Raw genomic sequence first — 23,652 nt, 5'->3', positions numbered from 1 at the left:
TTTTACAAAAAATAGGAATTTGCGTACTTGTCCTGACGATAATTCTGTACTACATATTATCTATTCAGTTTTTAACCACTTAATTTTTAAATAGTTAAGAAAGCAATTTCGTTTTGAATAGCATAAACCACAAGACCGGCAATATTTCTTGATTCTGTTTTAAGTAATAAATTATTACGATGACCTTCTACAGTTCTTGGACTCAAAAAAAGATGATCAGCAATTTCTGAAGTTGTTTTTTGCTGACAAATAAGTTGAAGAATTTCAATTTCACGAGGTGAAAGAAAATTAGTGTCTAAATTTCCTTTTGAGTTCTTTGTTGAAATAATAGTTTCCTGAATTATTTTTAGCACATTCGCATTATAATAAAATCCTTTTATTGCGACTTCATTAATGGTATGAATTAAATCTTTGGGAGTAGTATTTTTTATAAGATAAGCAACTGCACCTACCTGAATCATATTTGCAATAAATGATTTCGTATCGTAACTAGTTAAAGCAATTATTTTAATATCAGGATGTGTTTTTCGGATAATTTTAGTTGCCTCCACGCCATTTAAGACTGGCATTTTTAAATCCATGATAATAATATCAGGCTTAGTTTCGTTTTCATCTAAATTAAAGAGAAGCTCTTCACCGTTTGAAGCCTCAAAAATAATTTCGATATTATCTTCTCTTTGCAGTAAAAAAGCAATCCCTTTACGGAATAAAACTTCGTCATCAACTAAAGCAATTTTAATAGCGGCACTCATTTATTCGGTTATTTAGTCTTTGGTCTGCCGAAATTACAAAATATGAATTAAAAAACACTTGAATAACCTTTATATATTGGTTAAATAACAGATTTATCTTTAAATATTAACTTAAAAAGTAAAAATTACAGAGATACCTTTATTAATTTGAGAGTCTATTTTAATATCTCCATTCAAAAAAGAGACCCGACTATCGATATTTTTCATTCCCAAACCTTTTTGATTTTCAGTGTTTTTACTATCAAAACCTACACCATTATCTTCATAATTACAAGTAGCAACGCTGGCGATACTTTTAAAAGAAATCCAAATTTCTGTAGCTTTTCCGTGTCGCAATGAATTATTCATCAATTCTTGCAAAATTCTAAAAACGTGCAAATGGCGATCGATATCATTATCATCAAAATCAATTTCATTTTTATAATAAACTTTTACGGCTTTACTACTTTCAAATTCTTCACATAATTCTTCGACTCCGGCATTAAGTCCAAATTTTTCAAATACCGGCGGTAATAAATTATGCGCAATCTTTCTTGAATTCTCTAATGCTTTGGTAGTTAAATTAATTATATTGTCGGTAATTTCATTTGTTTCTTCTTCTGTTAAGTTTGGAGCAGAGAGTAGATGGGTATTAAGGGAAACAATATTGAGTTTAGAACTGATGTCATCGTGAAGATCTTGTGCAATTCTTTTACGCTCTTCTTCTTGTGCAACAATAACGGCATGTAATTGTTCTTTTTGAAGATGAATTTCTAAATCTTTTTTTTCTAATTCTTTCTGGGTAATTTTTTTTCTCGAAAAATAGAAGAACAAAACTAATACAAGTCCCATTAGAATAAATGAAACACAACTAAATATTGCAGTTGCAACGATTTCAGATTCAGGGATTGATTTAGGACTCATATAAACCCAAAGTTTTATTGTTATAATGAAATTATGTTTGCTTAAAATTATAAAAGATTAAAACAAATCTCTATCAAAAAATTCATTCTGATAGAGATTTTAATAAATTTAATCCCGGAACTTTTTTAAAAAGGAGGCGAAGGACGCGCTCCATCGTATGTATCATCAGGTGACGCTACATCTTTTGCTGTTAAAGATGCTTTTTTGATTGAATTGTTTTTATCCAAACCAATTAAAATTGTAGTCACCTTCCCTACTGGATTAAGTCCTAAAAACAATCCAACATTAGTTGTATTGTTATTTTTTAGTAAATCAGTAATAATTTCTTTTTCTAAACTATAATGTTTAAAACGTTTTCCTTCATAAGATAACACCTCGTCTAATCCAGTTACTGAATTCAATTTTTCCTGCCATGCGGTAATACCATCAAAAGCTTCTTTAGGAAAAAGTAAGTGCTTGTCTAAAAGTTCAACTCCTTTGTTAGCTTTGCTTTTAGAAACATTTAATACAGCTAATTTGTCTGTATAAGAAGCTTCTTTTAGTATTTGAGAGTCAACACCTGCAAGTTCGTTTCCAGATTTATCAACTCCAATAACTTTAATTTGTAACGTATTGTCGCTGTACCCCAAAACAAACTGAACATTCACAACATTTGGTGTTTCTACCAACTTAGACATTTCATCAGTTGGAAATAAATAACCCGTTACTTGTTTTTGAGAATCTGCAAACTTAGCATCCAATTTTGCTGTCTGCCAATTCTCCTGCTCTGTCTTTGAAACGACAGAAGTATTCCCCTGCGAATTCTCGTTTTGACACGAAAAAAATAGAAGTGTTGCTACAATAGCACCAGATAGAATAGTTTTTTTCATCAATAGTAATTTAAAGGTTTAATCAATACTGCTTACTTTTCTTTTAAAATAACTTACTTTCCATTCATATAGTATAAATAAATAATAGACTACAATAAGAATCGCATTAAGAATCCATGTGATGAAACTAAATTTTGCACTAAATTTCACAGTTAAGTTACCGACTAAAAACAGGATTGTACTACCAAATAGGTACAGTAAGATACCCATGTTGATAAAATAGAACTCTTTCTTTTCGTCTAACATATTGTAAAAATGGAATGTTGCATAAATTATCAACAAAAATGATGTAATAAAAATCTCGTATAAATTGAATCTAACAAACAACTCTGGTTTTAGTCCATATTGAACTGCCAGTGTTAATAAAACTAGTACAAATCCAATCTTTATTGTTTTTTTTTGAAACTGGTCTTTCACTAAATTTAAATAAAACATGCTCAATAATATAAACTGTCCGATAAAATAAAAATGAGACATTAACAGATTGTTATTATACAATAGCATTAACACAGTCGAAATAAGCTCAACAATTACTAGTAATAATAAATAAACTGTAAAAATTTTATAGCTTTTGCCCTGTTTAAAAAAACCTATTGCATACAAAATGAAGTTTAAGATTAGAAGGCAATATCCGAAATTAATAATAAATACACGCATGAAAATTACTGATTCATTGGGCTACTATCGTCTCCTGTAGCGGGAGGGCTTGGCTGAGCAAAATCATAAATTCCATCTCCACCACCTTCTTCAACTCCATTACGAGGAACCATATCTACATAAATACCCGTTTTCTCATCGTAGCGTGTTCCAACAATCATTAAAGTTTGTAAACCGTCTTCATTAATTCCGATGTAAGCTCTTGCTGCATCAATACCTTGTTCTAAAACCTTTTCTAAATTAATTTTCGGAATTAAATACGAATCCACTTTTTTCTTTCTTAGATCATCATCAGTTGCTTTTTTCCAGCTTGCAACCCATCCTTGAGCTGTTTTTAAAGTAATTTCTGTGTCTTTTTCTGGTAATCTTGAATCTGCCATAATTTTAAATTTGTTTTTGGTTATGATTTAATAGTGCAATTTTTTATCAATTGCCGTGCTAAACTACTGAATTTTTGCTAACAATTTAACAATTTGACATAAAAAAAACCTTATAAAAAGGTTTTTTAAATTTTATTAAAATGGAACATCACTGTCATCATCGTCGTCATTGAGATTACTTCCAAAAGCTTCATTAGGCGATGGCAAGTTTTTAGTGATAAACGGATTATCATCATGATTCATTTTAGAAGGAAGATCATCATAGCTACCAGAAAAATCATCAAGGTTATCAAATTTTCCAAGGTGTCCCAAGAATTTCAAACGAACGTTTTCGATACCACCATTACGGTGTTTCGCGATCATAATTTCTGCCTGTCCTGCTGTTGGCGAAGCCTCATCATCATCCCATTCATCAATTTTATAATACTCTGGTCGGTACAAGAACGAAACAATATCAGCATCCTGCTCAATTGCTCCAGATTCACGAAGATCCGATAGCAAAGGACGTTTACTTGATCCACGGGTTTCAACCGCACGCGATAGCTGAGAAAGTGCAATTACCGGCACATTTAACTCTTTGGCCAATGCTTTTAAGTTTCGGGAAATTGTAGAAATCTCCTGCTCACGGTTTCCTCCTCCTTTACCATTTCCTCCGGCAGTCATTAATTGCAAATAATCGACAATTATAATTTTGATTCCGTGTTGCGAAACCAAACGACGACATTTTGCTCTTAAATCGAAGATAGAAAGTGATGGCGTATCATCAATAAACAACGGGGCTTTTTCTAAGTTCTTCACTTTGGTACTCAACATGGTCCATTCGTGAGGCTCTAATTTACCAGTACGCAGTTTCTCTGATGACAATCCTGTTTCTGATGAAATTAACCTCGTAATTAACTGAACCGATGCCATCTCCAGAGAGAACAAAGCTACAGGGTGTCCAAAATCAATGGCTATATTTCTGGCCATAGAAAGTACGAAAGCTGTTTTACCCATCGCCGGCCTTGCTGCAATGATGATTAAATCACTTGGCTGCCATCCTGAAGTTAGCTTATCTAAATTGGTAAAACCAGTTTCAACACCACTTAAACCTTCTTGCTTAGAAATTTCCTCAATACGTTTCTTAGCCTGCAAAACCAAACTCTGTGCAGTTTCAGAACTACGTTTAATATTTCCCTGAGTTACTTCATATAATTTTGATTCGGCCTGATCCAACAAATCAAATACATCGGTTGTTTCATCATAAGACGCTTCAATAATTTCAGACGAAATTCTGATCAAACTTCTTTGAATAAATTTCTGAAGAATGATACGCGAGTGAAATTCGATATGCGCAGAAGAGGCTATTTTTTGTGTAAGCTGAATTAAATAAAAATCTCCTCCTGCTAAATCTAATTTTCCATTTTTTTTCAGCTGAGCTGAAACCGTTAACAAGTCAATTGGTTGTGTATCTGTAAAAAGCTGAACAATCGCTTCAAAAATAAATTTATGTGCATCTTTGTAAAAAGCATCAGCCTGTAGAATATCAATTACATCATCTACCCCTTTTTTATCAATCATCATCGCCCCAAGCACAGCTTCTTCTAAATCAAGTACTTGCGGAGGTAATTTTCCTTTTTCTAAATTAATAATTGTGGTTTTATCTACCTTAACAGGGTTTATGTTTTTGAAATTTTCCATATAGCGAAAGTAACAAAATTTAAAAAAAAATTGCTATCGAGTTATAACTATTAATTGTTTATAAATAAGTTTTTTTTGTTCATAACCAAAAAAAAATCCGAAACTGTAAGGCTTCGGATTTTAATTAATCTTGTAAGAATTTACTCTTTATACTCGCCCATATTACTGTATTTGTCCATTCTTTGGGCAATTAAGTCGGCTGTTGATAAGTCTTTCAATTCGTTATATCCTTTGGTAATGTATTCGGCAACTGTTTTGAAAGTAGTTTCGCGATCGTAGTGCGCTCCTCCTAGTGGTTCCGGAATAACATCATCAACTAATTTTTGTCTTTTCATATCAGATGAAGTCAATTTTAAAGCATCTGCAGCACGTTCTTTGTACTCCCAGCTTTTCCATAAAATTGAAGAACATGATTCTGGAGAAATTACAGAATACCAGGTATTCTCTAACATATATACTTTATCTCCAACACCAATTCCTAAAGCTCCACCAGAAGCTCCTTCACCAACAATAATGGTAATAATTGGCACTTGCAAACGAACCATTTCAAAAATGTTTCTTGCAATAGCTTCTCCCTGTCCTCTTTCCTCAGCCTCTAGACCTGGATACGCACCCGGAGTATCTACTAAAGTCAAAACCGGAATTCCGAATTTCTCTGCCATTTTCATTAAACGCAAAGCTTTACGGTATCCTTCAGGATTTGCCATACCAAAATTACGGTACTGACGTGTTTTTGTATTAAAACCTTTTTGCTGACCAACAATCATAAACGATTGTCCGTTTACTTTTCCTAATCCGCCAACCATTGCTTTATCATCTTTAAAACCTCTGTCTCCGTGAAGTTCTAAGAAAGTATCACCACAGATCGCTCTGATATAATCTAAAGTATAAGGTCTGTTTGGATGTCTTGACAGCTGAACACGTTGCCAAGCCGTTAGGTTTTTGTATATTTCTTTTTTAGTTTCTACTAGCTTTTTGTTGATTTCCTTGCACGTTGGTGTGACATCAACATCAGATTCTTTTCCAATTATAACACACTTTTCTAGCTGTTCTTCAAGTTCTTTGATTGGAAGCTCAAAATCTAAATATTCCATGGATTTTTGAATTTTGTTTGTAAATCGAACCGCAAATATAAAAATATTATATCATTGGCACAGTTAATTGTTAGTAAAGTATCAAATTGTGATTTAAAAATAAGTAAACTATTACAGTTCTTTCTTATTTTTATAATGTTTAAAAACGCCGTTTAAAATAACTGTAATTACAATTATCAGGGCACCAATATAAAATTCCGTACTCATTTTTTCTTTTCCTCCAAGAATAAAGTAAGCCAGCATAATTCCGTAAACAGGCTCTAAATTAGTCGTTAACATAACCGTATAAGGAGTTAATTTCTGCATTACTTTTACAGAAGCGGTAAAAGCATAAGCCGTACAAATAGAAGCTAAAATAAGCAGCAAAACCCAATTGTTTAATGACATTGTAAAAAAGTCTGCAGTAAATTTTCCTTTAAATAAAAAATAAATAGTAATAAAGAAAACTCCCGCACCAAATTCATAAAATGTAATTACTGATGGTTCATGATCTGCAATTAACTTTCCGTTCATGAGCGTAAATAAAACGCCGAGAATGATTGCTGCCAATGCATAATAAACACCTGTAAGATATTTAATTTCAACCTGCAAAATGAGGGCAAGTCCAGCAATTATAATCAATCCGAAGAAAACTTCGTAGAATAATATTTTTCGTCCGTAAAAAAGCGGCTCTAATAAAGAGGCGAAAAATGCACCCAAAGAGAATATAGAAAGCGTAATTGAAACATTAGAAACATGAATGGCTTTAAAAAAGAAAATCCAATGCAGTGCAATAAGTAAACCAACAAAAATTAGTTTAAAAAGCTCTTTTATTGGAACTTGAAAAGATTGTTTTTTATAAACAATAAATCCTCCCAAAAAAATCATGGCCAAAAGCATTCTGAACCAAACAAGATTTTCGGCATCAATTGTAATTAAAGCGCCCAAAATGGCAGTAAAACCCCAGATAAAAACAATTAAATGAAGATTTAAATAACTTTTTAAATTATCGTTTCGCATTACGTAATAAGTAAACTGCCAAAATTCCGAAAGCAATATTCGGGAACCAAACAGCTAATAAAGGTGAGAAAGTAGATTTTTCGGCAAGTGTACCAAAGATTTTATCAAAAAACACAAAAGTAAAAGCAATTGCAATTCCGATAGCTAAATTGGTTCCCATACCTCCGCGTCGTTTCATCGCTGAAACCGCAACGGCAATAATAGTAAGAATAAAAGCAGAAACGGGTACACTATATTTTTTATAAAGAACGACCAGATAGGTATTAATATTTCCAGAGCCTCTTTTTCTTTCTTTTTCAATAAACTTATAAAGTTTTCCAAGACTTAGGGTTTCAGCAATATAAACTACAGGAGTAAGATCTTCTAATTCGAACTTAAAAGGGATATTTTTTTCAGGATTTTTTTCGATGACATCACCTAATTCACCAACAGTTCTTTTTGTATAATCATACAAAATATAGGTTTTCTTTTTCGGGTCCCATTTAATACGGCTAGCTGTGATTTTATATTTCAGTTTATCTTTTTCAAAATGCTCTAATGAAAAATTAAAAGCCGTTTTAGACTCTTCCTGAAAACTATTAACGAAGATAAAATCATTGTCATTGATTTGCCTGTATACATTAGTGTTTTCACCATGCATCAGCTCTTTTCCGTTTCCTTTTAAGTAGGTGTACCTAAAATTATTAAAACCTTCACTTGCGGCAGGAACGATATAAAACCCCATTAAAAGCACAAAAACCGACACAATCGACGCCCCTATAATATAAGGACGAAGAAAACGCGTAAATGAAATTCCAGAGCTCAAAATCGCAATAATCTCTGTATTATTGGCCAGTTTTGAAGTAAACCATATTACAGATAAAAATAAAAATATTGGAAATAAAGAGTTCGCAAAATAAATGGTAAAGTTGTAATAATAGATCGCAATATCCAAAAACGGAATCTTGTTTTCCAGCATTTTATTCACCTTTTCAGAAACGTCAATTACGATCCCAATCGGAATAAATAATAGCAGCATCACCGAGAAGGTGGCTAAATATCTTTTTAAAATATACTTGTCTATTATAGTCAGCATAAAACTTTTAGTTTCAAGTTTAAAAGTTTCAAGTTTCAAGTTTCAGGTTTCACGTTCTCAACTGAACCTGAAACCTGAAACCAAAATAACCTGAAACTTTTTTATAATCTTTGGCTCATATTTTTAACCATCATTTCTTTCCATGGTCTAAAATCGCCTGCTAAGATATGTTTTCTAGCTTCACGAACCAACCACATATAGAAACCAAGATTATGAATAGTAGCAATTTGTTTTCCTAAATATTCATTAGCAGCAAATAAGTGACGCAAATAAGCTTTTGTATATTCTGTATCTACAAAAGTGTGTCCCATTTCGTCTATCGGAGAAAAATCAGCTTCCCACTTTTTATTCTTAATATTGATCGTTCCGTTTGCTGTAAACAACATTCCGTTTCTTGCGTTACGTGTTGGCATCACACAATCAAACATATCAATACCTAACGCAATATTTTCTAATATATTTATAGGAGTTCCAACTCCCATCAGGTAACGAGGTTTGTCTTCTGGCAAAATTTCGCAGACAACTTCAGTCATTGCATACATTTCTTCTGCCGGCTCTCCTACTGATAATCCACCAATAGCATTTCCTTGCTGACCTGAATTGGCAATATATTCAGCCGATTGACGACGTAAATCTTTATAAGTACTTCCCTGAACAATTGGAAAAAACGTTTGCTCATATCCGTATTTATAAGGAACTTTATCTAAATGGCTAATACAACGATCCAACCAACGGTGCGTCATGTGCATCGAGCGTTGCGCATATCTGTAATCACAAGGATAAGGCGTACACTCATCAAAAGCCATGATAATATCAGCCCCGATAGTACGCTGAATTTCCATTACATTTTCTGGTGTAAAAAAGTGATATGAACCGTCAATATGCGATTTAAACTTCACTCCTTCTTCCTTAATTTTTCGATTGTTAGAAAGAGAATAAACCTGATATCCACCGGAATCTGTCAAAATATTACGATCCCAGTTCATGAATTTATGCAATCCACCAGCTTTTTCTAAAATTTCAGTCTGCGGACGTAAGTATAAGTGGTAAGTGTTTCCAAGAATAATATCCGGATTAATATCTTCTTTCAATTCACGCTGATGCACTCCTTTTACCGAAGCTACTGTACCAACAGGCATAAAAATAGGCGTTTCAATTACGCCGTGATCTGTAGTGATACTTCCCGCTCTCGCTTTCGATTGCGGATCTTTTTGTAATAAATCAAACTTCATCTGTTTCTTTTTTCAGTCGGCAAAGATAAGCTAATTTCAGGGAAAATTAATTAGATAATTTGGCAATTAGAAAATGGGATAATTCGGCAATGGGATAATTTAGATAATGATCCTAATTAAACTGAAACCCCTCACAAAGAAAATCTGGAATTTGGAATTTGAAAATTGGAATTTGGGATTTAAAAATTGGATTTTATTTCCTTCGGGCGTTCCAGGAGAAATTTCTAAATTTGAAGAAAAAAAAATCTGCAACCCGAGCCTTAGGAACAGACGAAGCAAATCTGCGAGCAAAAAATCAACGAAGCAATGAACTTAGCACAAAAACTGGGATACCCCGAAAACACCAAACTACTAATTATTCATGCCGACGATGCCGGATTATCACATTCAGAAAATCAAGCAACGATTAAAGCCCTTCAAAACGGATCTGTAAACTCGTATAGTATAATGGTACCCTGCGCCTGGTTTTATGAAATCGCAACATTTGCCAAAAATAATCCACAATTCGATTGCGGCATACATCTAACTTTAACCTGTGAATGGGAGAATTACAAATTCGCTCCAATTCTTCCCGCAAGCGAAGTTTCAAGTTTAACAGACCAAAACGGCTATTTTCATAAAAACAGAGCAGACTTTAAAAACAACGCAAAGCCGGCCGAAATAAAAAAAGAACTTATTGCCCAAATCGAAAAAGCATTACAATTCGGAATCCAACCTTCACATCTCGATTCTCACATGTGTAGTGTTGGTGTTACTCCTGAAATTTTAGAAATTTATAAAGAACTTGGAGAAACATACAATTTACCCGTTTTCATCAACAGACAATTTGTGGAGTCGATCAGTTTATCTACTGAAAAATATAATTTTGAAAATACGCTTTTAGCCGACAACCTTATTATTGGAAACTTTGCTGATTTCGAAAAAGGTGAACTTAAAAAATCTTATCAAGAAGCTTTAGATTCTATTGCTCCGGGCTTTAATGTATTCCTGCTTCACCTCGCTTTTGATGATTACGAAATGAAAGGTATCACAATTAATCATCCGAATTTTGGTTCAGCATGGCGTCAAATCGATTTTGATTTTTTTACAAGTCAGGAATGCAAAACAAAACTTCAGGAAAATAACATTCAATTAATTACCTGGAGCGACATTCTAGAAATAAGATAAATTATGTGAATGCTTAAACTTTGCACTTAAAACATATAACATTATGCAAGCAATAATTTCATAACTTTAGTAATCAATTTAAAAAGTAGAAATTATGATAAATTCAGACGATAATAACCCAATTAAAGAAGATAAAATCGAGAGAAATTTAGAAAATTTAGATTATCCGGCAAGTGAAGACATCTATAATCAGGAAGACAAACTGGAAGACATTGATCTGGAAGATATTTCCGGAGAAAGAACCATCAATCCGGACAACCACGAATGGAAACAAAACAGTGATAAACTGGGAAATGACTTAGATATTCCGGGTGCCGAACTTGATGATGAACAGGAAGAAATTGGATCAGAAGACGAAGAAAATAATTTCTACAGCGAAGGCGATACCGAGTAACTTTTTTGCCACAAATTACATAATTTTCAAAAATTATTTTTTTTGCCACAGATGAAAGAATTAACAGTGATTTTTACAATCATTTTAATCCTTTCATCTGTGGCAAACTTTTATGTACTATTTACAAGATTTTGCATTTTTTTTCTTCATCAATAAAAAAAAGAATAGAATTTAACAATTCCGTCAAACTAAAGCAAAAAATCATTTGTCAACCCGCAAAATAAAAATTACTTTTGCAACAGTTTAACTTTTACAAATAAAATGAAGCCTAACACACAACAATTAAGCGATTTAACTATCCAAGTAAGAAGAGATATCCTTCGAATGGTACATGCTGTCAACTCAGGCCACCCGGGTGGTTCACTAGGTTGCACGGAATTTTTGGTAACACTTTACCAAAATATTATGGACCGCAAAGAAGGTTTTGATATGGACGGAATTGGAGAAGACATCTTCTTCCTTTCAAATGGTCACATTTCTCCAGTATTTTATAGTGTTTTAGCTCGTAGTGGTTATTTCCCTATTTCAGAACTTGCCACTTTCAGATTATTAAATTCTCGTTTACAAGGACACCCAACAACTCATGAAGGTTTACCTGGAGTGCGTATTGCTTCTGGATCATTAGGACAAGGTCTATCTGTAGCACTTGGTGCTGCGCAGGCTAAAAAATTAAATGGAGATAATCATTTGGTTTATACTTTACATGGTGATGGTGAATTACAAGAAGGTCAAAACTGGGAAGCCATTATGTATGCTTCTGCTAAAAAAGTAGACAACCTTATTGCAACTGTTGACGTTAACGGAAAACAAATCGACGGAACAACTGACGAAGTTTTACCAATGGGAAGCATCCGCGCAAAATTTGAGGCTTTTGACTGGGACGTTCTTGAAATTAAAGAAGGAAACAACATCGATGCTATTCTTTCAGGTTTAACTGATGCTAAATCTAGAACCGGAAAAGGAAAACCAGTTTGTATTTTATTATACACTGAAATGGGTAACGGAGTAGACTTTATGATGCACACACATGCATGGCATGGTAAAGCACCAAACAACGATCAGTTGGCAGCTGCCTTAGCTCAAAACTATTCTGCAGATCAAATCGATTACTAAAAAAGTGTTCAGTCTCAGTGACAGTTTTCAGCTTAGAAACATAGTTACTTAGAAACTAGCATCTCATAAAAGACAAAAATGAAAAAATATACAAATACAGGAAGTAAAGATACCCGTTCAGGTTTTGGAGCGGGAATGACTGAACTAGGTCAAAAAAACGAAAACGTTGTGGCATTATGTGCTGATTTAATTGGATCATTAAAATTTGATGATTTCAAAAAAAATCATCCAGAGCGTTTTTTCCAAATTGGAATCGCAGAAGCTAATATGATTGGTATCGCTGCAGGTTTAACAATTGGAGGAAAAATTCCATTTACAGGAACTTTTGCTAACTTCTCTACAGGAAGAGTTTACGATCAAATTCGTCAATCAGTTGCTTATTCTGATAAAAATGTAAAAATTTGTGCTTCTCATGCTGGTTTAACACTTGGTGAAGATGGCGCAACACACCAAATATTAGAAGATATTGGTTTAATGAAAATGTTGCCGGGAATGACTGTAATCAATACTTGCGATTACAATCAGACTAAAGCAGCTACATTAGCATTAGCAGATCACCACGGTCCTGCTTACTTACGTTTTGGACGTCCGGTTGTGGCTAACTTTACTCCTGCTGACGAGCCTTTCGTAATTGGAAAAGCGATTTTATTAAACGAAGGAACTGATGTTACAATTATAGCAACAGGACATTTAGTTTGGGAAGCGCTTATCGCTGCTGAAGCTTTAGAAGCAATAGGAATTTCTGCTGAAGTAATCAATATTCACACTATCAAACCACTTGATGAAGAAGCTATTCTTAAATCGATTGCTAAAACAAGATGTGTGGTTACTGCAGAAGAACATAACTACCTTGGAGGTCTTGGAGAAAGTGTTTCAGGTGTATTAGCTTTAAACAATCCAACTCCACAAGAATTTGTAGCAGTAAACGATAGTTTTGGTGAATCTGGAACACCAGAGCAATTAATGGAAAAATACAAACTAAACAATCAAGCGATTGTTGAAGCTGTAGAAAGAGTTATTAAAAGAAAATAATTTTAGATTTCTTACTTTATATAAAAAACCTCGAAAGTGATTTTCGAGGTTTTTTTATGCTTTAACTTTAATTCAAGTTTTATTATTTTTCATTAAGAAAAAACCAAACAATCCAACCATTACTCATAACTCAGGAATAAACCATCTTTAGAAAACCAATCATACTGTTTTTTTTACTTCATAAAAAAAACCTCGAAATCACTTTCGAGGTTTTACAATTTATATGAATTAAACTTTAATTCTTTTGATAAGGATAAGTTTTATCTACATGCATTCTTAAACGAGCAGGATCTGTGTAATCTGCTGGTAAAAACGCTCTTGAATTTGTAATGGATTCTGGTTTAGTAGGATCTGCAAGCGCTCCTGTTGGTCTTCTTGGAATACCCCAAATTTCAGACTCATCTGTATTAGGCGTATTCGGATTATCTAAAATAGGATCATAAGGATAATATTTACTTAATCCAGAATAGGTAGCACCAGTTGGTTTTGTCACTTCAAATCGGGTTGTATATCCATCCCCATCATCATCAGGATCAACAAAATCAGCAAAAGTATCCCCATCAGTATCATCAACTAAATCTGCAGGAGGGTGTGGATATTTCACAGTATCCGTAAAATCATACAAATATCCATCGTGATTAATATCTTCCTGATAATCAAGAACACCATCCTGATCATGATCTAGTCTTTGCAAATCATACAATTTAAAACTAAACACTAAAGGTGAATATGCAGGGAATTCTGTTTTAGCTGTTTCATAATAAGCTAGCCCTGAAGGCAAAAACATTACACCAGCACCAAAATCACTATAAGAAACTACACCATCATTAGATGTCGTAGAAGTACCTGTTTTAAATTTTGGAAAAATCTCTGACCATCCATCTATAAGACTACCGTGAGAACCATCTGCTCCATCTGGATCATACTGCCATAAAAGAGCTTTAAACGGAGTCCCATTTGATGAGTCAAAAACAGTCCCATTTAGCAAATTACCTTTATAATCAACTACAATTTTATCTGTATTCGTTGGATTTTGCCCCGTTCCTTCTCTTAATATCAAATAATAAACTTTATAAGTAATATCATCATTGTAAACATCTCTAGTCAACAACTTAGGAAAAGTAGCACTATTAAGATAAGACATAATAGAAGGCTGCGTTGCAGGATTTGTAATTTTACTAATAACAACGTCCTGATCTTGTGGAGTACCCGGAGCATTGGTAACCGTAATATAATTAGTATTTAAATATTTAACAATAGAGTCGTTATCAGCCTTATATTGTACGGTATAATCATTCAAAGGAACTACCACTGCATCATCATCATCACTTTTATTACAAGAAACCAAAGAAATGCCGGCAAGCAATAAAATAAAATAATATTTAAATTTATTCATTATTGTTAATTTTTTAGGTGCGCAAGATACAATATTGATTTATTTTTGTAAAGAATTTAACTTCGATTTTAGAAAAATTATGAGAATAGATAAATACTTATGGTGCGTGCGTTATTATAAGACCAGAAACATGGTTACTGAAGCATGCAAAAAGAACCATGTTACTGTAAATGGGCAGGTTGCCAAGCCATCGAAAGAAGTTTTTCCAACAGACAAAATAACATTTAGAAAAGATCAGATTACACAAATTATTACTGTACTTGATATTCCTGAAAGTCGCGTTGGAGCTAAATTGGTCGATATCTATCGCAAAAACGAAACACCAGCTGAAGCTTATGCGCATTTAGAATTATTAAAACTATCTAAAGAGCACTATAGAAAAACTGGTACAGGAAGACCAACTAAAAAAGACAGAAGAGATATTGACGAATATGGGAATGAAATTTTTGATGATGAAGAAACAGAGTAAATTCCGTTAAAAATCCGAAATCTAAAATCTAAAATCTAAAATTCTTATTTGTATTTTAGCAAAAAAAATAAATCATGAGCAAAAACATCATCTTAACGAATCAGGAAATCGAACACAAAATCAAACGTATTGCTTACCAAATTTACGAAACTTTTGTTGACGAAGAAGAAGTTGTGATTGCCGGAATCGCTTCTAACGGATCTATTTTTGCCCAAAAAATTGCAGTTGCCTTAAGCACTATTTCAACACTTAAAGTTTCTACCTGCGAAGTTAAAGTCGATAAACAGAATCCGCAATTGCCAATTCAGACTTCTTTAACCAAAGAAGAGTACCAAAACAAAGGCCTGGTACTAGTTGACGATGTCTTAAACTCTGGCACAACATTAATCTATGCTGTTCGTCATTTCTTAGACGTTCCGCTTAAGAAATTCAAAACAGCAGTACTTGTAGATAGAAATCATAAAAAATACCCGGTAAAAGCCGATTTTAAAGGCATTTCTCTTTCTACATCATTATTAGAGCACGTTCAGGTCGTTTTCGACGACAAAGAGGGTGATTATGCCTTTTTAAGCTAACAGCGCCAAAATATCCTCAACCGTTTCGTCGACCGTTTTATCATCAACCACAACTTTATGTTGCGCATGGTTGTAATAAAAGCTGCGATCGAACAAATGCTTTGCAATAAATTCTTTCATTTCTTCTTCATTCATATTCGCAATTAAAGGACGCTTACTTTTATTGTACACTAATCTATTATATAAAGTAGCTATTGAAGCTTTTAAATAAACAGATGTAATGTCATCTCTTTGCAATAATAAATGATTATTCGCATAACATGGAGTTCCTCCTCCTAATCCGATAATGTTATTTTCTGAAGATTGAAGTAATTCGACGAACATTTCATGTTCTAATTTTCTAAAATAGATTTCTCCATGTTGCTCGAAAATTTCATTTATAGACAAATTTGCTCTTTTTTCGATGCATTTATCCAAATCTAGAAATGGAATATTTATATTTTTTGAAAGATTTTGGGCAATAGTTGACTTTCCGCAACCCATATATCCTAATAATACGATTTTTTTCATTTTAATAATTGCCTAAAAATTAAGACGTTGTAAATTTTGATTAAAAAAAGACAAATTTATAATAAATAAGCTTGCAAATATCAAAAATAACTCCTTATATTTGCACCCGCATTCAAGGAAAGAATATGACTCGATAGCTCAGTCGGTAGAGCACATCACTTTTAATGATGGGGTCCTGGGTTCGAGCCCCAGTCGGGTCACAAATTGTGATTTAACAAAATACTTTCCTTGATAGCAATGACTCGATAGCTCAGTCGGTAGAGCACATCACTTTTAATGATGGGGTCCTGGGTTCGAGCCCCAGTCGGGTCACAAAAGGTCGAGTAATTTTTATTACTTGGCCTTTTTTCATTTTAGGCCACGTGGAGAAACGGTAGACTTGCCATCTTGAGGGGGTGGTGCTCGTAAGGGCGTGTGGGTTCAAATCCCACCGTGGTCACCAAAAAGGTACAAAGGAAAAATTTTTTCCTTTGTACCTTTTTCTTTTCATACCTCACAAACTCTAACTTTCGCCATCTCAAAACAAACAACAACACCTACACCTCATTTACAATACATTAAGCAAAAAAAATAGTCCAAAATATTTGCGTAGTTAAATAACTACACATATATTTGTAGCCAAATAACTTCACAATGAATTTAAGACGAGATGTATTTCAGGCCATTGCAGACCCCACAAGGAGAGCTATATTACTTTTAGTGACTTCACATTCGATGACAGCCGGAGCAATAGCATCAAACTTTGACACAGCAAGGCCAACCGTATCAAAACATTTAAAAATTCTAACTGAATGTGAATTACTTCAGCAAACACAAAACGGACGGGAAGTACACTACACAATAAATGCGGAAAGAATGAAGGAAGTTGCCGAGTTCATTGAACCATTCAGAAAAATGTGGGACGACAGATTCAACAAACTTGAGGATATAATGAAAAACTACAAACCAGAAAACTAAACCACATGGAATTAAAAACAAAAATAAATGCCGAGGACGGAAAACAAGAGCTAATCATTACAAGAGAATTCGACTTGCCTGTTTCCTTGCTTTTCAAAGCTTACATAGAACCCGAAATTGTAGCGCAATGGATGGGAACCAAAGTATTAAAACTCGAAAACAAAAAACACGGTGGCTATCAATTTGAAACCAGTGATAAAAAAGGAAATGTAGTACTACAGATAAATGGGACTATTCATGATTTTATTCCCAATCAAAAAATTACCAGAACATTCGAAATGGAAAATTCACCGTTTGCAGTGCAATTAGAGTTCCTTGAATTTGAAGCTCTCACAGAAAGTACAAGCAAACTAACTATGCAAATTGTTTACAAATCAAACGCGCTTAGAAACCAAATGATGCAGCTCCCGTTTAAACAAGGTATTAATATGGCACACAATCGACTTGAGGAAATAGTAAGTAAATTAAAATAATACATCATGACAAAGAGAAACACAATTATCTACTGGGCCGCCACACTTTGGCTGGCATTAGGAATGACATCAACCGGAATAGTACAAATACTGCAAATAAAAGAAGAAGTTGACATGATGGCACATTTGGGCTATCCTCTTTATTTTCTTGTAATTTTAGGCGTCTGGAAATTATTAGGCGTAGTTGCAATACTACTTCCAAAATTTCCGTTACTAAAAGAATGGGCATATGCAGGCTTCTTTTTCGCGATGTCTGGTGCTATTGTATCGCACTTTGCCAAAGCCGACGAAGCTATTGCTTATTTTGGCCCCACTTTATTACTTGTTTTAACTGTTCTTTCCTGGTATTTTAGACCTATAGAAAGAAAAACCATTTCAGCTTAACTATTAAAAAACAAACAACATGAATCCGAAAGTTGATTTTTATTTTGACAAAGCCAGTAAATGGCAGAAAGAATTAGAACAATTAAGAACGATTGCATTAGATTGTCAATTAACAGAAGAATTAAAATGGGGAACACCGTGTTATGTGCAGCAAAAAAACAATATTGTTTTAATACACGACTTTAAGGAGTATTGTGCTTTTTTATTTTTTAAAGGCGCTTTATTAAAGGACACAGAAGGAATCCTGATTCAGCAATCTGAGAATGTTCAGGCAGCGAGACAAATCAGATTTACCCATCTTAAAGAAATAGTGAAACAAAAAAGCATTTTAAAAGCTTATATCTATGAAGCTATTGAAATTGAAAAAGCAGGTTTGAGAGTCGAATTGAAAAAAACTTCAGAGTTTCCCGTTTCTGAAGAATTTCAAAAAAAATTAAAGGAGGATTCCCAGGTAAAAAAAGCTTTTGAAGCTTTGACACCAGGCCGACAAAGAGGGTATTTATTATATTTTGCTCAACCCAAACAGGCAAAGACACGCGAAGCCAGAGTTGAAAAAGCTATTCCGGATATTCTTGAAGGAAAAGGATTAAAAGATTAATTAAATGCTGGTTTGCACACAAAGTATAACTACACAAATAAAAACATCATGAGTAAAAATAAAATAGCACCAGAACAGCAAGAGGAAATCATTAGCATTTTAAAAACGCGTTTTGAGAAAAACAAAACACGACATGCCGATATTGAATGGAATAAAGTACATGAAAAACTGGAAGCAAATCCTGAAAAACTCTGGTCGCTTCTCGAAATGGAAAAAACCGATGGCGAACCAGATGTTGTGGGTTATGATAAAAACACAAATGAATATATATTTTTCGATTGCGTTGCTGAAAGCCCAAAAGGCCGCAGAAGTCTTTGCTACGATCGCAAAGCATTAGATTCAAGAAAAGAACACAAACCCAAAAATAGTGCTCTTGATATGGCCGAAGAAATGGGCGTCGAAATCCTGACCGAAGAACAATACAGAAATTTACAGGAATTAGGAAATTTTGACACCAAAACTTCAAGCTGGATAACCACCACTCCGGAAGTTCGTAAATTGGGAGGCGCTTTATTTTCTGATTTCCGTTATGACAGAACTTTCGTGTATCATAATGGTGCCGAATCGTATTATGCCGCAAGAGGTTTTCGTGGTTGTTTAAAGGTCTAGTTTTTTTTAGGAGCTAATCCAGCTATCCGCTTGTATCTTTTCCTTGCTAAAGGAGCAAGAAAAAGGATACCGCTCCTATCTGGGCTAGGGAACTCATTTTCATAACAGGTTAATTCTAAAAAAAGCCATGATTACATTCGTGAATTAATATTTTAAATTTAATTACCATTTTTTCACAAAAGAATTTCTCTTACAAAATAAAACTTTCATAAATTCGTCTCAGAATTAATTAACCTACTAACTAATCCCAAATTGGTTTATGAAAAAATTATTACTTGTATCATTTATTATGATCAGCTGCTCAACCTGGGCCCAATCGGCAACGACTTATTTTGACAAAGCCATGAAAAAAGCCGACGCTGGTAACACAAAAGGCGCCATCGCCGATTACACAAAGGCAATCAATATGGACCCTAAATTTGTCGAAGCGTATCAAAACAGAGGTGTGGCCAAATACAACCTCAATGATTTAAAAGGAGCTCTTGTCGATTTTAACAAAACGCTCGAATTAAACGACATGAATACTGATGCTTATACCGGAAGAGCCAATGTCAATTACAAATTGATGAACTTTAAGGAAACCATTGCAGATTGTACTTCATCACTCGAATTAAATCCAAAAGATTATGTTGCTTACAACTTAAGAGGTTTGGCCTATAATAAAATCGGAGACAAAAAAAATTGCTGCAAAGACTTCTCTAAAGCGATTGAACTGGGCAGCCAGAGCGCCAAAAAAAACAAAGCAACATTTTGTAAGTAAAACAAAAAATAGCTGACAATAATAAAAAAGCAATCAGTAAAAAACACTTTTTACTGATTGCTTTTCTGTTTAAAACCGATAGCCTTATCATATAAAAGATATCCTTACATTTGTTCTTTAAACTAACACTGAATGGCACTTCTTAAAAAAGCAAATAACCAAATAAAAACCGATAAAAATTCAGGATTTGGAACTAATGCAAACAGTTACGGCGGTAGATTTGTAAACAAAAACGGAACACCAAATATCGAGAAAAGAGGAATGAACATTCTTCGTCGTATCAGTTGGTACCATACCATGATCGACATGCCTAACTGGAAGTTCATGCTAATTTTATTTAGTTTCTACATTGCCATCAATTTTGTTTTTGCGTTATTTTATTACGCAATTGGAATTGAACATCTTGACGGAATTGCACCAACACAAAGTGCATTAATACAATTTGGACAAGCTTATTTTTTTAGCGCACAAACCTTCACAACCGTAGGATACGGACACATTAGTCCAAATGGGTTTTTAACCAGCGCATTATCTGCCGCTGAGGCTTTAATAGGTTTATTGAGTTTTGCTATTGCTACTGGTTTATTTTTTGGAAGATTCAGCAAACCAACTGCTTTTTTAAAATTCTCTCATAATGCCTTAATTTCTCCATATGGAGAAGGTAAAGGATTAATGATTCGTATTGTACCTTTTAAAAATACCAATTTTACTGATGCAAAAGCAAAAGTAACACTCGGAATGAGCACTGAAGAAAATGGTGAACGAACAAACAAATTTTACACGTTAGATTTAGAACTTGACAGGATCAACGCATTATCTTTAAGTTGGACACTAGTACATCCGATAACAGAAAATAGTCCGTTATATAATTTCACCGAAGAAGATTTTAAAAGAATCCACGGCGAAATTTTAGTTTTCATTACTACATTCGATGATATGTTCAGTAATACCGTGGCAGCCAAGACATCGTATACCTTTAATGAAATCATTTATGGCGCAAAATTCGTTACCATGTACAATAGAAGTAAAGATGGTTCTAAAACGATCTTGTATTTGGACAAATTAAATCAGTATGATACTACAAACTTCTCATAATCTATCATTTTAATCAAGTTTTAAATGTAATCTCAGATTTTATTCTATTTTTGTTTATCCAAAATCGTAATAATGATAAACAACATAAAGACCGTTTTTAGCATAAAAGACCTTGAAAATTTATCAGGAATAAAAGCACATACCATTCGTATTTGGGAAAAGAGATATAACATTCTTGAACCGATGAGAACGGATACCAACATCCGACTTTACAATGTCCATAATTTACAAAAGCTTTTAAACATAACCCTATTACACGAATACGGTTATAAAATATCTAAGATAGCCACTTATCCGGAGGAAAAAATTCCGCAACTGGTTCGTGAAATCATTTCAAAGAAGAATTCTCAAAATTATGCTATCACATCCTTTAAGATGGCAATGATGAATTTTGACCAGGAATTATTCTTTACCACATTTGACTGGCTTATTTCAGAAAAAACATTTAGCGAAGTATTCAAAGACCATTTTCTTCCTTTATTAAAAGAACTGGGGTTGTTGTGGCAATCTGAAACTATTAGTCCGGCAAATGAACATTTTATATCTCATTTAATTAAGCAAAAGATTTTAATATATACAGAGAGTCTTCAGATTTTAAAACCAGCGAAAACAGATCGCGTTTTTGTTCTTTCGTTACCGCTTAATGAAGTTCATCAAATAGGCTTATTGTACATACAATATGAAATTCTTCTAAAAGGTTACAAAACCATTTATCTAGGAGAAAGTATGCCAATTGAGAATTTACAGGATCTTACTAAATATTTCGAGAATATTACATTTGTTTCTTTCATGACCGTTCAGCCTGATCGTAGCGTAATTAATCAATATGTAAAATCTATGGGGCAAAAATTACTGGCAAAAAACAACGAAATCTGGCTTATGGGTAATATGATCGAGCACATTGACGAGACTATTCTACCAGATAGAATAAAACTTTTCTATACAATGGAAGAGACTCTGGAAAGAATATAATTGTTTTGTTTAAAGTTTTTGTATATTTGTTAAACAAATGACAAAAACGATCGCAATAATAGGTTCTGGCTTCTCTTCGTTAGCCGCTTCATGTTACTTGTCTCAACAAGGTAACAAGGTAACTATTTATGAAAAAAACGAATCTATTGGCGGAAGAGCAAGACAATTCAAAAAAGATGGTTTTACTTTCGACATGGGACCAAGTTGGTACTGGATGCCAGATGTTTTTGAAAAATTCTTTTCTGATTTCGGCAAAAATACCTCTGATTATTATGAGCTTATCAAATTAAATCCTGCGTATCGTGTTTATTTTGGAATTAATGATTTTATCAATATTTATGATAATATTGATGCAATAAAAACCACTTTTGAAGGCATTGAAAAAGGAAGCGGATCAAAACTGGAAGCTTTTATTCATCAGGCTAAAAGCAATTATGATATTGCCATTAAAGATTTGGTATACCGTCCGGGAGTTTCGCCTTTAGAATTAATTACGCCACAAACTGCATTAAAATTAAATCAGTTTTTTGGCACGGTAAGCAGTGATATTCGGAAGAAATTTAAAAACGAGCGATTAATTCAGATTCTAGAATTTCCTGTTTTATTTTTAGGTGCCAAACCAACCAAAACGCCTTCCTTTTATAATTTTATGAATTATGCCGATTTTGGTTTAGGAACATGGCATCCTAAAACCGGAATGTTTGATGTCGTTCGTGGAATCGAAAAACTGGCAATTGAACTAGGAGTTACTATTGAAACGAATGCGTCGATTGAGAAAATTATAGTTGAAAACAAAACCGCAACCGGAATCATAATTAACGGAAAAACCATAAAAGCAGATATCATTGTAAGTGGTGCCGATTATCAGCATACCGAAACTTTACTCGACGAAACACATCGCTGCTATTCAGCAAAATATTGGGAAAGCCGTATTTTCGCACCTTCTTCTCTTTTATTTTTTGTTGGTTTCAATAAAAAAATAGAGAACATTACCCATCACGCCTTATTTTTTGATGTTGATTTTAACCAACACGCAGCAGATATCTATGATGACCCGAAATGGCCCGAGGCACCACTATTCTATGCTAATTTCCCATCTAAAACAGATGCATCTGCAGCACCAAACGGAATGGAAAGCGGCTTCTTTTTAATTCCGTTAGCACCAGGAATAAAAGACACAGAAGAACTTCGGGAAGAATATTTCGAAAAAATAATCACTCGTTTTGAGGAGCTAACGCAGCAAAAAATCAGAAATAATATTATATTTAAAAGATCGTTCTGCAAAAATGATTTTGTAGCAGATTATAATGCTTACAAAGGAAATGCCTACGGAATGGCTAATACACTTTTACAAACTGCTTTTTTAAGGCCAAAACTAAAAAGTAAAAAAGTTCGTAATTTATTTTTTACAGGGCAATTAACCGTTCCTGGTCCAGGAGTTCCGCCCGCCTTAATTTCGGGAAAATTAGTAGCTGAATTAATTCACCAATCTCTAAGATCGTAAAAA

Annotated in this window: 26 protein-coding genes and 3 tRNA genes; 18 read left to right on the top strand and 11 right to left on the bottom strand. The window is 33.7% G+C overall.

Annotated features, from left to right (window positions below; genetic code table 11):
• Positions 1-86: 86 nt before the first annotated feature.
• From B0A65_RS17060 to tgt, 9 genes are all read right to left on the bottom strand, one after another.
• On the bottom strand, positions 87-752 hold the full coding sequence (locus B0A65_RS17060) for a response regulator transcription factor (RefSeq protein WP_074659659.1): 666 nt from the start codon (positions 750-752) through the stop codon (positions 87-89).
• Positions 753-863: 111 nt separating this feature from the next.
• Positions 864-1,655 (bottom strand): sensor histidine kinase, encoded by a 792-nt coding sequence (locus B0A65_RS17055; RefSeq protein ID WP_074659658.1) that lies wholly within the window; start codon positions 1,653-1,655, stop codon positions 864-866.
• Positions 1,656-1,780: 125 nt separating this feature from the next.
• A complete protein-coding gene (locus tag B0A65_RS17050; protein ID WP_074659657.1) occupies positions 1,781-2,524 on the bottom strand; it encodes a hypothetical protein in 744 nt (247 codons plus the stop codon).
• A gap of 662 nt (positions 2,525-3,186) precedes the next feature.
• On the bottom strand, positions 3,187-3,561 hold the full coding sequence (locus B0A65_RS17040) for a hypothetical protein (protein ID WP_074659655.1): 375 nt from the start codon (positions 3,559-3,561) through the stop codon (positions 3,187-3,189).
• A gap of 135 nt (positions 3,562-3,696) precedes the next feature.
• Positions 3,697-5,241 carry a replicative DNA helicase gene (gene dnaB / locus B0A65_RS17035; protein ID WP_074659654.1) on the bottom strand — a complete coding sequence of 515 codons (1,545 nt, stop codon included), beginning with the start codon at positions 5,239-5,241 and terminating at the stop codon, positions 3,697-3,699.
• Positions 5,242-5,381: 140 nt separating this feature from the next.
• Positions 5,382-6,335, bottom strand: a complete 954-nt coding sequence (locus B0A65_RS17030; RefSeq protein WP_074659653.1) for an acetyl-CoA carboxylase carboxyltransferase subunit alpha — start codon at positions 6,333-6,335, stop codon at positions 5,382-5,384.
• Positions 6,336-6,446: 111 nt separating this feature from the next.
• Positions 6,447-7,334 carry a DMT family transporter gene (locus B0A65_RS17025; protein ID WP_074659652.1) on the bottom strand — a complete coding sequence of 296 codons (888 nt, stop codon included), beginning with the start codon at positions 7,332-7,334 and terminating at the stop codon, positions 6,447-6,449.
• Positions 7,321-8,409: an LptF/LptG family permease gene (locus B0A65_RS17020; RefSeq protein ID WP_074659700.1), complete on the bottom strand. Its 1,089-nt coding sequence runs from the start codon at positions 8,407-8,409 to the stop codon at positions 7,321-7,323. Before B0A65_RS17020 ends, B0A65_RS17025 begins: the two co-directional genes overlap by 14 nt.
• Positions 8,410-8,510: 101 nt before the next feature.
• Positions 8,511-9,641 (bottom strand): tRNA guanosine(34) transglycosylase Tgt, encoded by a 1,131-nt coding sequence (gene tgt, locus B0A65_RS17015; protein ID WP_074659651.1) that lies wholly within the window; start codon positions 9,639-9,641, stop codon positions 8,511-8,513.
• A gap of 306 nt (positions 9,642-9,947) precedes the next feature.
• Here tgt and B0A65_RS17005 point away from each other — a divergent pair, with 306 nt between their 5' ends.
• From B0A65_RS17005 to B0A65_RS16990, 4 genes are all read left to right on the top strand, one after another.
• Positions 9,948-10,808 (top strand): polysaccharide deacetylase family protein, encoded by an 861-nt coding sequence (locus tag B0A65_RS17005; protein ID WP_074659649.1) that lies wholly within the window; start codon positions 9,948-9,950, stop codon positions 10,806-10,808.
• Positions 10,809-10,902: 94 nt separating this feature from the next.
• Positions 10,903-11,202: a hypothetical protein gene (locus tag B0A65_RS17000; RefSeq protein WP_074659648.1), complete on the top strand. Its 300-nt coding sequence runs from the start codon at positions 10,903-10,905 to the stop codon at positions 11,200-11,202.
• A gap of 261 nt (positions 11,203-11,463) precedes the next feature.
• Positions 11,464-12,315: a transketolase gene (locus B0A65_RS16995; RefSeq protein WP_074659647.1), complete on the top strand. Its 852-nt coding sequence runs from the start codon at positions 11,464-11,466 to the stop codon at positions 12,313-12,315.
• A gap of 78 nt (positions 12,316-12,393) precedes the next feature.
• Positions 12,394-13,347, top strand: coding sequence for a transketolase family protein (locus tag B0A65_RS16990; RefSeq protein WP_074659646.1), 954 nt, complete (start codon positions 12,394-12,396; stop codon positions 13,345-13,347).
• Between the two features lie 235 nt (positions 13,348-13,582).
• On the opposite strand, the gene B0A65_RS16985 is transcribed toward B0A65_RS16990, so the two are convergent.
• A complete protein-coding gene (locus B0A65_RS16985; RefSeq protein WP_074659645.1) occupies positions 13,583-14,743 on the bottom strand; it encodes an FKBP-type peptidyl-prolyl cis-trans isomerase in 1,161 nt (386 codons plus the stop codon).
• A gap of 79 nt (positions 14,744-14,822) precedes the next feature.
• Between B0A65_RS16985 and B0A65_RS16980 the strand changes: the two genes are divergently transcribed.
• Together B0A65_RS16980 and B0A65_RS16975 are read left to right on the top strand one after the other, a co-directional pair.
• Positions 14,823-15,212: an RNA-binding S4 domain-containing protein gene (locus B0A65_RS16980; protein ID WP_074659644.1), complete on the top strand. Its 390-nt coding sequence runs from the start codon at positions 14,823-14,825 to the stop codon at positions 15,210-15,212.
• A 74-nt stretch (positions 15,213-15,286) separates the two neighbouring features.
• The gene (locus B0A65_RS16975) at positions 15,287-15,787 is read left to right on the top strand and encodes a phosphoribosyltransferase family protein (protein ID WP_074659643.1); all 501 of its coding nucleotides are present in this window, start codon (positions 15,287-15,289) and stop codon (positions 15,785-15,787) included.
• Here the strand turns inward: B0A65_RS16975 and B0A65_RS16970 are convergent.
• On the bottom strand, positions 15,779-16,297 hold the full coding sequence (locus B0A65_RS16970; RefSeq protein ID WP_074659642.1) for a shikimate kinase: 519 nt from the start codon (positions 16,295-16,297) through the stop codon (positions 15,779-15,781). The genes B0A65_RS16975 and B0A65_RS16970 overlap by 9 nt on opposite strands.
• 127 nt (positions 16,298-16,424) lie before the next feature.
• On the opposite strand from B0A65_RS16970, the gene B0A65_RS16965 reads away from it, so the two are divergent.
• The 12 genes from B0A65_RS16965 to B0A65_RS16910 all read left to right on the top strand — a co-directional run bounded on the left by B0A65_RS16965 (position 16,425) and on the right by B0A65_RS16910 (position 23,649).
• Positions 16,425-16,497, top strand: a tRNA-Lys gene (locus tag B0A65_RS16965).
• Positions 16,498-16,536: 39 nt separating this feature from the next.
• Positions 16,537-16,609 (top strand) — tRNA-Lys (locus tag B0A65_RS16960).
• Between the two features lie 44 nt (positions 16,610-16,653).
• Positions 16,654-16,739 (top strand) — tRNA-Leu (locus B0A65_RS16955).
• A 191-nt stretch (positions 16,740-16,930) separates the two neighbouring features.
• A complete protein-coding gene (locus tag B0A65_RS16950; RefSeq protein ID WP_074659641.1) occupies positions 16,931-17,254 on the top strand; it encodes an ArsR/SmtB family transcription factor in 324 nt (107 codons plus the stop codon).
• Between the two features lie 5 nt (positions 17,255-17,259).
• Positions 17,260-17,727, top strand: a complete 468-nt coding sequence (locus B0A65_RS16945; RefSeq protein ID WP_074659640.1) for an SRPBCC family protein — start codon at positions 17,260-17,262, stop codon at positions 17,725-17,727.
• A 6-nt stretch (positions 17,728-17,733) separates the two neighbouring features.
• Positions 17,734-18,111: a DoxX family protein gene (locus tag B0A65_RS16940; protein ID WP_074659639.1), complete on the top strand. Its 378-nt coding sequence runs from the start codon at positions 17,734-17,736 to the stop codon at positions 18,109-18,111.
• Between the two features lie 19 nt (positions 18,112-18,130).
• Positions 18,131-18,709, top strand: coding sequence for a YdeI/OmpD-associated family protein (locus B0A65_RS16935; RefSeq protein WP_074659638.1), 579 nt, complete (start codon positions 18,131-18,133; stop codon positions 18,707-18,709).
• A gap of 48 nt (positions 18,710-18,757) precedes the next feature.
• Positions 18,758-19,318 carry a DUF4256 domain-containing protein gene (locus tag B0A65_RS16930; RefSeq protein WP_074659637.1) on the top strand — a complete coding sequence of 187 codons (561 nt, stop codon included), beginning with the start codon at positions 18,758-18,760 and terminating at the stop codon, positions 19,316-19,318.
• 259 nt (positions 19,319-19,577) lie between these two features.
• Entirely contained in the window at positions 19,578-20,078 is a 501-nt protein-coding gene (locus B0A65_RS16925) for a tetratricopeptide repeat protein (protein WP_242670300.1), read from the top strand.
• A gap of 132 nt (positions 20,079-20,210) precedes the next feature.
• Positions 20,211-21,173 (top strand): ion channel, encoded by a 963-nt coding sequence (locus B0A65_RS16920; protein WP_074659635.1) that lies wholly within the window; start codon positions 20,211-20,213, stop codon positions 21,171-21,173.
• A 72-nt stretch (positions 21,174-21,245) separates the two neighbouring features.
• On the top strand, positions 21,246-22,145 hold the full coding sequence (locus B0A65_RS16915) for a MerR family transcriptional regulator (RefSeq protein ID WP_074659634.1): 900 nt from the start codon (positions 21,246-21,248) through the stop codon (positions 22,143-22,145).
• Between the two features lie 37 nt (positions 22,146-22,182).
• Positions 22,183-23,649 (top strand): phytoene desaturase family protein, encoded by a 1,467-nt coding sequence (locus tag B0A65_RS16910; RefSeq protein ID WP_074659633.1) that lies wholly within the window; start codon positions 22,183-22,185, stop codon positions 23,647-23,649.
• Positions 23,650-23,652: the final 3 nt, after the last annotated feature.

It is taken from the genome of Flavobacterium frigidimaris, assembly GCF_002217275.1.
In the GTDB taxonomy this organism is placed as follows: domain Bacteria; phylum Bacteroidota; class Bacteroidia; order Flavobacteriales; family Flavobacteriaceae; genus Flavobacterium; species Flavobacterium aquidurense.
Note: the sequence above shows the minus strand (reverse complement) of the source record. Positions and strands in the feature narration are given on the sequence as shown.

What these genes read in the sequence shown, in the direction of transcription:
- dnaB (WP_074659654.1), bottom strand. Translation starts at nt 5,241, where the DNA reads ATGGAAAATTTCAAAAACATAAACCCTGTTAAGGTAGATAAAACCACA.
- B0A65_RS17005 (WP_074659649.1), top strand. Translation starts at nt 9,948, where the DNA reads ATGAACTTAGCACAAAAACTGGGATACCCCGAAAACACCAAACTACTA.
- B0A65_RS16995 (WP_074659647.1), top strand. Translation starts at nt 11,464, where the DNA reads ATGAAGCCTAACACACAACAATTAAGCGATTTAACTATCCAAGTAAGA.
- B0A65_RS17000 (WP_074659648.1), top strand. Translation starts at nt 10,903, where the DNA reads ATGATAAATTCAGACGATAATAACCCAATTAAAGAAGATAAAATCGAG.
- B0A65_RS16970 (WP_074659642.1), bottom strand. Translation starts at nt 16,297, where the DNA reads ATGAAAAAAATCGTATTATTAGGATATATGGGTTGCGGAAAGTCAACT.
- B0A65_RS16930 (WP_074659637.1), top strand. Translation starts at nt 18,758, where the DNA reads ATGAGTAAAAATAAAATAGCACCAGAACAGCAAGAGGAAATCATTAGC.
- B0A65_RS17055 (WP_074659658.1), bottom strand. Translation starts at nt 1,655, where the DNA reads ATGAGTCCTAAATCAATCCCTGAATCTGAAATCGTTGCAACTGCAATA.
- B0A65_RS16935 (WP_074659638.1), top strand. Translation starts at nt 18,131, where the DNA reads ATGAATCCGAAAGTTGATTTTTATTTTGACAAAGCCAGTAAATGGCAG.
- B0A65_RS17060 (WP_074659659.1), bottom strand. Translation starts at nt 752, where the DNA reads ATGAGTGCCGCTATTAAAATTGCTTTAGTTGATGACGAAGTTTTATTC.
- B0A65_RS16985 (WP_074659645.1), bottom strand. Translation starts at nt 14,743, where the DNA reads ATGAATAAATTTAAATATTATTTTATTTTATTGCTTGCCGGCATTTCT.
- B0A65_RS16945 (WP_074659640.1), top strand. Translation starts at nt 17,260, where the DNA reads ATGGAATTAAAAACAAAAATAAATGCCGAGGACGGAAAACAAGAGCTA.
- B0A65_RS16950 (WP_074659641.1), top strand. Translation starts at nt 16,931, where the DNA reads ATGAATTTAAGACGAGATGTATTTCAGGCCATTGCAGACCCCACAAGG.
- B0A65_RS16990 (WP_074659646.1), top strand. Translation starts at nt 12,394, where the DNA reads ATGAAAAAATATACAAATACAGGAAGTAAAGATACCCGTTCAGGTTTT.
- B0A65_RS16915 (WP_074659634.1), top strand. Translation starts at nt 21,246, where the DNA reads ATGATAAACAACATAAAGACCGTTTTTAGCATAAAAGACCTTGAAAAT.
- B0A65_RS17030 (WP_074659653.1), bottom strand. Translation starts at nt 6,335, where the DNA reads ATGGAATATTTAGATTTTGAGCTTCCAATCAAAGAACTTGAAGAACAG.
- B0A65_RS16925 (WP_242670300.1), top strand. Translation starts at nt 19,578, where the DNA reads ATGAAAAAATTATTACTTGTATCATTTATTATGATCAGCTGCTCAACC.
- B0A65_RS17040 (WP_074659655.1), bottom strand. Translation starts at nt 3,561, where the DNA reads ATGGCAGATTCAAGATTACCAGAAAAAGACACAGAAATTACTTTAAAA.
- B0A65_RS16920 (WP_074659635.1), top strand. Translation starts at nt 20,211, where the DNA reads ATGGCACTTCTTAAAAAAGCAAATAACCAAATAAAAACCGATAAAAAT.
- B0A65_RS17050 (WP_074659657.1), bottom strand. Translation starts at nt 2,524, where the DNA reads ATGAAAAAAACTATTCTATCTGGTGCTATTGTAGCAACACTTCTATTT.
- B0A65_RS17020 (WP_074659700.1), bottom strand. Translation starts at nt 8,409, where the DNA reads ATGCTGACTATAATAGACAAGTATATTTTAAAAAGATATTTAGCCACC.
- B0A65_RS16975 (WP_074659643.1), top strand. Translation starts at nt 15,287, where the DNA reads ATGAGCAAAAACATCATCTTAACGAATCAGGAAATCGAACACAAAATC.
- B0A65_RS17025 (WP_074659652.1), bottom strand. Translation starts at nt 7,334, where the DNA reads ATGCGAAACGATAATTTAAAAAGTTATTTAAATCTTCATTTAATTGTT.
- B0A65_RS16980 (WP_074659644.1), top strand. Translation starts at nt 14,823, where the DNA reads ATGAGAATAGATAAATACTTATGGTGCGTGCGTTATTATAAGACCAGA.
- B0A65_RS16910 (WP_074659633.1), top strand. Translation starts at nt 22,183, where the DNA reads ATGACAAAAACGATCGCAATAATAGGTTCTGGCTTCTCTTCGTTAGCC.
- B0A65_RS16940 (WP_074659639.1), top strand. Translation starts at nt 17,734, where the DNA reads ATGACAAAGAGAAACACAATTATCTACTGGGCCGCCACACTTTGGCTG.
- tgt (WP_074659651.1), bottom strand. Translation starts at nt 9,641, where the DNA reads ATGAAGTTTGATTTATTACAAAAAGATCCGCAATCGAAAGCGAGAGCG.